This is a genomic window from Mangrovihabitans endophyticus (genome assembly GCF_014646155.1).
Lineage (GTDB): Bacteria > Actinomycetota > Actinomycetes > Mycobacteriales > Micromonosporaceae > Actinoplanes > Actinoplanes endophyticus.
On the sequence record NZ_BMMX01000088.1, the window covers coordinates 474 to 7,072 of the forward strand.

Annotated in this window: 4 protein-coding genes; all 4 read right to left on the minus strand. The window is 67.8% G+C overall.

Features of this window, described 5'->3' with window-relative positions:
* The coding region (locus IEY73_RS32300) for an nSTAND1 domain-containing NTPase (RefSeq protein ID WP_189083150.1) at positions 1-3,274 on the minus strand (3,274 nt) is incomplete at its 3' end.
* A gap of 17 nt (positions 3,275-3,291) precedes the next feature.
* Complete coding sequence (locus IEY73_RS32305; protein WP_229716378.1) at positions 3,292-4,134, minus strand: hypothetical protein; 843 nt, start codon at positions 4,132-4,134, stop codon at positions 3,292-3,294.
* A gap of 307 nt (positions 4,135-4,441) precedes the next feature.
* The gene (locus IEY73_RS32310; protein ID WP_189083151.1) at positions 4,442-6,055 is read right to left on the minus strand and encodes a caspase family protein; all 1,614 of its coding nucleotides are present in this window, start codon (positions 6,053-6,055) and stop codon (positions 4,442-4,444) included.
* Entirely contained in the window at positions 6,052-6,447 is a 396-nt protein-coding gene (locus IEY73_RS32315) for an effector-associated constant component EACC1 (protein WP_189083152.1), read from the minus strand. Before IEY73_RS32315 ends, IEY73_RS32310 begins: the two co-directional genes overlap by 4 nt.
* Positions 6,448-6,599: the final 152 nt, after the last annotated feature.

Genomic DNA, 6,599 nt, shown 5'->3' on the forward strand with positions numbered 1-6,599 from the left:
ACACCCGCACCGTGTTGTCGCTGCTGCCGGAGACGATGATGGTGCGGCCGTCGAGCTGCCCGACCGCCACCGACAAGACCGGGCTGGTGTGGCCGGTGAACGGGTCACCGATCGGGGCGCCGGTGGCCGCGTCCCACACCCGCACCGTGTTGTCGCTGCTGCCGGAGACGATGATGGTGCGGCCGTCGAGCTGCCCGACCGCCACCGACAAGACCAGGCTGGTGTGGCCGGTGAACGGGTCACCCACCGGGGCGCCGGTGGCCGCGTCCCACACCCGCACCGTGCGGTCGCCGCTGCCGGAGACGATGATGGTGCGGCCGTCGAGCTGCCCGACCGCCACCGAACGCACCCAGTCGGTGTGGCCGGTGAACGGGTCACCGATCGGGGTGCCGGTGGCCGCGTCCCACACCCGCACCGTGCGGTCGCTGCTGCCGGAGACGATGATGGTGCGGCCGTCGAGCTGCCCGACCGCCACCGACAAGACCAGGCTGGTGTGGCCGGTGAACGGGTCACCCACCGGGGCGCCGGTGGCCGCGTCCCACACCCGCACCGTGCGGTCGCCGCTGCCGGAGACGATGATGGTGCGGCCGTCGAGCTGCCCGACCGCCACCGACAAGACCAGGCTGGTGTGGCCGGTGAACGGGTCACCGATCGGGGCGCCGGTGGCCGCGTCCCACACCCGCACCGTGTGGTCGTTGCTGCCGGAGACGATGATGGTGCGGCCGTCGAGCTGCCCGACCGCCACCGCGTTCACCCAGCCGGTGTGGCCGGTGAACGGGTCACCCACCGGGGTGCCGGTGGCCGCGTCCCACACCCGCACCGTGTTGTCGTCGCTGCCGGAGACGATGATGGTGCGGCCGTCGAGCTGCCCGACCGCCACCGCGTCTACCTCGCCGGTGTGGCCGGTGATGGTGTGGTGGGCTGTGGGTAGGCGGCAGGATGCCCAGTCGGTGACGAACGGGAGTGGTAGGCCGCTATCGGTGATTGCTTGGGCGAGGTGTGGTGCGCGGGCGCAGCGCGCGGCCAGTTGCAGGTATGCGGCGCGGTGCTGGTGGGGTGCGGCGCGTATGCGGTTCAGGGCGCGGCGGTAAGCGTCCGCAGTGGCGTGACCGTCGGGTGTACGGGTTTGCGGGAGTGCGACGGCCAGCGGCGCGGGTGGGGTGTCCAGCAGGAAGCGCGGTTGGCTCACCAGGTGGTCGAGGCGATCGGTGCCTGCGGCGTGGGTGGCGATGGTCGCCGCGGTGTACGGGTGGGCCTGCGCCCAGTCTGTGGTGCCGTCGGCCAGTCGGGGAACCCGGTCGGTGAGTACGTCGACAATGGCGGCCTGGTCGGCTTCAGTGTCCCGGCCGGCGCGCAGGTGCTCGGCGAGGGATTCGTGGTAGAGACGGTAGACCGAGCGGCGTTGCAGACTGGTCTCGATGATGTAGTAGCCGGCCTGCTCGATCAGCCATTCCAGGTCGGCATTGCCGCAGGATCGTCCGGTCAGGGTCTGTACCAGCCGGGGCCACAGATCTTCCCAGGGCAGCCCGGCGGCCTCGGCGTAGGCCAGCGGCAGCAGCAGGTCCCGAGCCCGGTCGGCCTGTCCACCCAGCCGTTGGTCGAGGTCTTGGCGCATGGCGTCGGCGGCGTGCCGGGGCAGCCTTGCCCGCCATGCCGCGTCGTACGGGTTCGTGACCGGCTGCGGGAGCAACGCAAGGCTACGGGCGGCGATCAACGCGACCAGGAACGAGTCGCCCGCGCTGTCGGTGACCGCGTCGGCGACCGCGTCCACGAACGCGGGCGGCTGGTGCCGGTACGGGGAGGTCTCGACCAGTTCGGTCAGGCATCGGCGGGCGTACTGGTGCACGCTGGCCCGGTCGGCGAACCCGGGCTGGTCGAGGTCGACCAGAGCGGCTGGTTGGCCGATCGCGTCGAGCAGGTGCGAGCGGGTACCGATCAGTAAACGAAGCGGGATCCGGCCGCTCGCGGCGACCAGCGGCGCGAGGACCTGCTCCACCACCGGTGAGGCCCGATGCTGATCCTGGCTGCTATCGACGGCCTCGTCGACCGCGTCCACGATCACCACCCTCGGGCCGCCGTCACGGGGAAGACGCCGTACCAGGTCCTTTACCGAGTCGATACCGCTGATGTCGTCGATCCCCGCGGCCTCGGCCAACGCCGCCAGCAGATCCTGCGGGGTCTGTCCCCGGGCGTGCACGAACCGGCTGATCGCATGATCGGCCGGGATTGTGTCGGCCGGCAGTAGGTGCAGGTCGGGTATCCAGCGGCGCCGTTTCGAATCGGCGAGCACATCGAGGCGGGCCAACAGTGCCGACTTGCCCGAGCCGGGTCGTCCGGTGACCACCATGGTGCCCGGCCCAGCACAGGCCAGCCACCGCACGGCCTCGCGCAGGGCGGCATGGCGGCCGGTGAACAGCCACAGGTCGTCGCGGCCACCCGCAGCGTCCAGGCCTTTCGCCCGGGGCATCACGTGATCTCTGCGCTCCTGCTCCCGGGCCGTCTGCTGGGCACGTAGGTCTCTGGTGCGGAGGTCGTAGTCGCTGAACCAGTCATCGAATCGCGGGTTCGGGAAGAACTGCGACGCGCTCTCGCCGATGTACACCAGCCGGGCGTTCTGCGCCGGTGGTAACCGCGTGTTGATCGCGGTGACCAAAGGTTCCAGCGGCAGGAACGGCACCTCGTAACCGGCCACCGACCGGTCCTGCTGCGCCACCTCTGTCAACGCCTGGGTGAACCGGCCGGCCTCGGCGCTCTCGTAGTCGCGGGCCGCGACGATCACCGCGACCGACGGGGCTTTCGCCGAGCCCCGCAGCCGGGCCAGGAACTCGGCGGCGCCTCGGCCCATCGATGCCGACGCGCTGCCTGCGTAGCAGGTGTCCAAGATGAACAGCAGCTGTTGCCCGGCCACCCGGCCCGGTTCGTAGCTGTCCAGTATCCGGCCGGTCAGATCGCCTGCGCGCACCGAGTCATAACTCAGGTCGCTCGTGTCGGCCATCGGCAGCAACAACTCGCCGTCGTGACTGACCCCGTGGCCGGTGTAGAACACCACGACCACATCCTGCGGCTGCCGATCCGCATCGAAAAGGAACGCCCGCAACCGGTCCTGGAAGGCCTTCGCGCCCATCCCCGGCCCGAACCCGTCCGCCACGGTGTAGCCGAGTCCGGTGAACGCCTCTCGCGCTCGCCACAGTTCGTCGGCCAGTTCCGGACGATCGCCCAGGCCCAGCTGCGGGCGGTAGGTCGTGGTGGCCGCACCGATGAAAAACTTTCGCATCGGACCGGGGCCGCGGCTCAGCGAAGCCCGGCGAGGATCGCCGCGCCGGTTTCCGCGGCCGACAGATAGCGGACGACCTGGTGGGCGCTGATCCCATTGCTGATCCCCACGTCGGTCACCCTGTCGCCGAAGAGCTGGCGCAACCGCGGCTGCAGCGCGACGAAATCACCGTCATCGGTGATGTTCACCCACCGGGCGACTGCCGGCTGGCCTGGACCCGCTGGCGGCTGAAGCCGGTCGGCCACGATGTGGGGCACACCCAACGGCGATCCCACTGTCACGAAATCCGTCACCAGCCACTGGGGATGCGCGCACAACGCCTCATAGGCCACCACCGAGCCCAGGGAATGCGCCACCACCACCCGAGTGTCGGCCCCGATCGCCGCCGCGAACCTGCCCTGAATCTGCTCCCGGACCTGCGGCTCAGTGAAATACGACGACACCTGCTTGAGCCAGAACACCAGCACCCGCTCCGACACCCGCGCCAAGAACCGCGACCCCGCCAACGCCAGAACCGCTGCCCGCGCCGACGACGCCGCGCCTAGACTCCGCCCGTCCGGCGCTGCCACCTGGGGATCTACCGCCGCTGCCGCCTCCCACCAGGCCCGCAACAACTCAGTTTCCAGACCTGGCTCCACGTCGCCTGCCGTCAGCGGGGGGATCCCGCCGTCCAGAAAACGGCCCGCTGGACGGAACACGTCCCCATACGCCACAAATTCAAGATCATTCGCGGTGATCGACCCCCGCGCCCCACCCGCCAACTCCACACCGCCGAGCAAGGCCGGCCCCCACGTCTCGACCATCTGTGGACGCGTCAGGAACGTATTCAAGATCCCATGAACCGCGACCACCTTCGCCATGAGGCAATACCCTACACCGCGCCACTCAACGAAACCCGAACGGCAACCGCGACACCGAACTGCCACCAAAAACGCAAACGCAAATACGACTCGCAGTCCCAAAATTCAGTACGACAAGATTTGCTGGGCTGTATTAACTGTGGCAGCTCTCGATCAAGATCAGGATTACTGTCATGCCGCCGATCGTGCGCGGCGGCCAGGTGCGGCCGTCACGCTCCGTACGGTTCGCACTGGTGCCGCCGCACTAATGAGCGGATGCGTGGAGGTACACGATCAAGGCTACCAACGCGGTCTTGGGCGGTTGCTGTCACACACGGCTGAGCGCGGCACGGGTTACCTCGGTCTGGGAGAAACCATCGGCGTAGTAGACGATTTCCAGGGTCTTGCCGGTGATCTTCCATACCGAGGTTTGGGGGCTGTAGCAATCGCCGGGTGCCGGGCCGGATCGGGTTTCCGTCACGTGGAAGGTATCGCTGGAATTCTGCGAGGCAAGGTAACCGTCTATTTCCTTCTGGCAGGATTTGTCGCTGTAGTAGGTCGACTTGCCTTTGAAGGTCGTGCGGTTGGATGCCCACGTGATCGACACCATGACGGGTATGTGTTCGGCACCGCCGTCGACGTCAGTGTATTCCCCGGCGAACCTTTCTTGACGGGCATTTGTCTTGCCCTTGGTGGGCGCTGCGGCAGGTCCTGTCGAGGTGGTGGGGCTCGGCGTCGATGTTGCCGGGGGTGAGGCGGCCGTGGCCGGAGTCGTAGGGATCGTTGTCGCGATGGAACGTGGCGCGGCGGTCGGCTCGGTAGGAAAGGCTTGGATCAGGGCGAGGGAGGCCAAGGCCAGCAGGCAACTCACTCCGGCCCCGACTTTCCTGGCTACAGGACGGCGGACGTGGCGGTAGATGAGAAAGGCGGCTAGGAACAGTGCGATGGTGAGGCTGGCCATGATTGCCCGGGCTAGCTGCAGCTGCGCGAACGCCAGGATCCCGCTGGACGCGCCGATGCACAAGGCGGTGACATCCGGCCACGCGGATGCGCTCTCCGGGTCAGGCCCGGCAGATGTAGACGCCGCGGCCGGTGGTGGGATCCGGGGGCTTACGTCCGCTGCCAGGCCACGTCGCTGAGGTCGTGGCGGGCCTTCGGATACAGCGGTGGCGGGCTGAGAACGGGTGCCGGTCGCAGCGGGAACGGCGAGGTCGTGGTGTGCTTCGGGCCCGATGCGGGCGAGGATGGGGTCACCGTCGCCGTCGAAACGGCGTTGCGGGATGAACGGGCCGTCCTCGGCCATCCGCTTGCGAAGGTAGTGGTACAGGTCGGAGACCGTTACGCACGCCGCGTCAGGCTGAGCCGCTGCGCCCTGAAGTCCTCGGAGCAGGTGGCCGGTGAAGCGGCTGTAGCCGGTGCCGTTTTCGGCGTCCGCGGCGCGGTCACCCGAGCGGGTGGCAGCTAGGACGTACCGGCCGCGTCCGCCGAGCTCGGCGGCCACGTCACCTGTCTTAAACGCGCCGGCGTAGCAACAGTCGAGGATGATGATCGTTACTGCCGCGGCGCTCTGGTCGATCATGCGCCTTATTGTCTCGGCGCTGACGGTCGTGGTCAGCCGGCGATCCGTTCGGGTGTTGCGGGCGCACAACAGCAGCGACCCGTTGTTAGCGGTGATGCCGTGGCCGCTGTAGTAGATCAGGAGTACGTCATCACGCGCTGCCGCGTTCAGGAAGTCTTCGAGTTTGCCGCTGATCTGGTCCGATTGCCGGTCGGTCAGAACATCGATGTCGGCTGGCGCGAACAGCGATGATCGTGCGTCGGACAGCAGGCGGCCCATGCCCGCGACATCGTTGATCGGTCCCTTCAGATCCGGAAGATTGTCGGGGTCGTCGGGGAAGTGCGAGTTGCCGAGCAAGAGTGCCCGGTATCGCCGGTCGGTCATGCTTCATTCCTTAACCGGGCGATGGCGATGTCGGTGAGCTGTTTGGCTACGGCGTCGTCGAGATGGGTGCCGCGCAGAACGATCTTCTCCTCGTGACCGGCGACGGTGTAGATGATTTCGACCATGCGGGTGCGGTCACGGGTCAGCCAGCTCTGCAGGCACTGCACGGCTGCGGTAATGGAGCCGGCGGAGGCGAGTGCCAGAACTATCGTCTCAACGGCGCCTTTCGTCCCGGCCTGCGCGGCTGCCTCGCGCCGCACGCCGCCCGCCTCGCGCCGCAGTTCGGCAAACAAATCTATCTGATGAGCGACCCACCGCTCGTCGTCGTCTGCGTACTTCTCACTGCCTGGCCGAACTGTCAACAGCAGCAGAGCGTCGTCGCCTGAAGTCACTGTCTCTCCGTTGTGCTGGCGACGCCGCGGCCCGCTGCCCGCGTCGCAACTCGGCTGTATTAATCAAGGAACCCGCTAGTACTCCAGCCGGGGATCGTGATCACGGTTCGATGAGGGCTTGTCGGGCGTAGTGGCTGTTCATGGCTCTGGCT